Source organism: Rhodococcus sp. (in: high G+C Gram-positive bacteria), from assembly GCF_049299235.1.
In the GTDB taxonomy this organism is placed as follows: Bacteria; Actinomycetota; Actinomycetes; order Mycobacteriales; family Mycobacteriaceae; genus Rhodococcus.
In genome coordinates, this window is sequence record NZ_JBAQXC010000276.1 from 1 (window position 1) to 1,628 (window position 1,628).

Here is a 1,628-nt window from a genome sequence, read left to right on the forward strand (position 1 = left end):
CACAATGTGCAGGCGCCGCAGTGGCCTCGCTGGGCAGTGGTCTCGCTGGGCAGTGGTCTCGCTGGGCGGTGGTCTCGCTGGACGGTGGTCTCGCTGGACGGGCGCGTCAGTCGATGGCGCAGCCGGCGGACGGCGTGTCGGATAGTTGGTCGTACAGGAACGAGACGGCGATGTTCGTGCCGTAGCCATCGATCAGCAGCGGGCCGAAATGGTTGGGGAGGGTCGCTCCCGGCAGGATCGGCGGCAGTTCGTTGGTCCGGAAGGTGACCGCCGCGCCCAGGCCACACCAGTCCTCCGCGAGTTGACGGGCCTGCCCGTAGGGGACGGTGTCGTCGTTGCGGCCGCTGGTGATCAAGACCGGGCTGGTCGGTGCGGTCCTTCCGATGCGCTGATCGTTCAGGACGGCGAGTACTTCGGGGATCTCGGAGAGATGATCGAGAAATGGCCGCCCGTCGGTGGTGTAGGGGGCGGTCCGCAGGAACGGATGCTTGAGGATGACGTCACCGATGCACGACTCCGACAAGGTAGCGAGAAGGTCCCTGCCTTCCGGGGTGAGCCGGGTCGAGAGAAGCGGCCGGAGGTCGGGGTTCCGGTCGATGAATCCGTTGATCGCGAAGCCGATCGCGCCGCCGATGAGCGTCCCGTCGATCGTGCCGAGGATCTCGGTGAGGTCCGCGGTGGGGCCACCGGCCCACGTGCCCTCGAGATTGAGTTCGGGTGCGTACGTCGGCAGCATTTCCGCGGCTGCCGCGGTGGCACCGCCGCCCTGTGAATATCCCCAGAACAGGAGCGGGGTGGCGGAACCGGAACCGGACAGGTTGTTGGCGGCACGCGCGGCGTCGAGGACGGCGTGCGCCTGCTCGACCCGGTTCACGTAGGTGTGGATGCCGGGAGTGCCGAGACCGATGTAGTCGGTGACGAACACGCGGGCGCCGGCGGCGCTCCAGGTTGCCGCACTCAGGGCTTCCTGGTTCGCCGAGACGGACAGCTTGGAGGTGTCGGCGAACAGGCCGGTCGAGAACGCGGCGGAGATCGCGCACTGGTCGCCCTGGCCCGATGTGCCGGGGGCGATGACGACGGTGGGTCGCTCGCCCGGCCCCTCCCAGGGGCGTGTGGGCTCGATATAGGTCCCCGACACCGCGACCGGCGTTCCGTCCTGGGTCCGCGAGGTGTACATGACCAGCCGGCCGTCGACCGGGAGAGTTCCGTTCGCGGTGGGGACGGTGGCGAAGATCGGTTCCGGCGACGACTTCACGATCGCCCCGGGCGTGTGATCGAACGTCGCGGGCGGAACGTAGAAGTCGCTGACCGGTGCGGCTGCCGCAGGCGCGGCGGTGATCGCGACACCGGTCAGGCCGAGGCACGCGACCGCGACGGCGGCTGCGGTCCGGAGTCGAAGGCCGGTGCCGGATCGTCCCCGCGGATTCGCCACTGCTACTTCCGGCACTGCTACTTCCGGCACTGTTACTTCCGCCACTGTTGATACCCCTATGCTGCTCTGCGCCGTATGGCATGTCTGACGACCGGGTTGTGAAGTCGTGCCCGTCACACACGCGATACTGGACAGTTGCTGCCTAGTATGTCAAGTTTCTGTCTTTGGCGTAAACGTAGAAGTGCCCGGCCGGAAC

The 1,628-nt window shown here is 67.6% G+C and carries 1 protein-coding gene; it reads right to left on the reverse strand.

What is annotated here, in order from left to right; all coding sequences use genetic code 11:
• Positions 1-106: 106 nt before the first annotated feature.
• Positions 107-1,432: a lipase family protein gene (locus WAX14_RS16260; RefSeq protein WP_422629088.1), complete on the reverse strand. Its 1,326-nt coding sequence runs from the start codon at positions 1,430-1,432 to the stop codon at positions 107-109.
• Between the last annotated feature and the right edge of the window lie 196 nt (positions 1,433-1,628).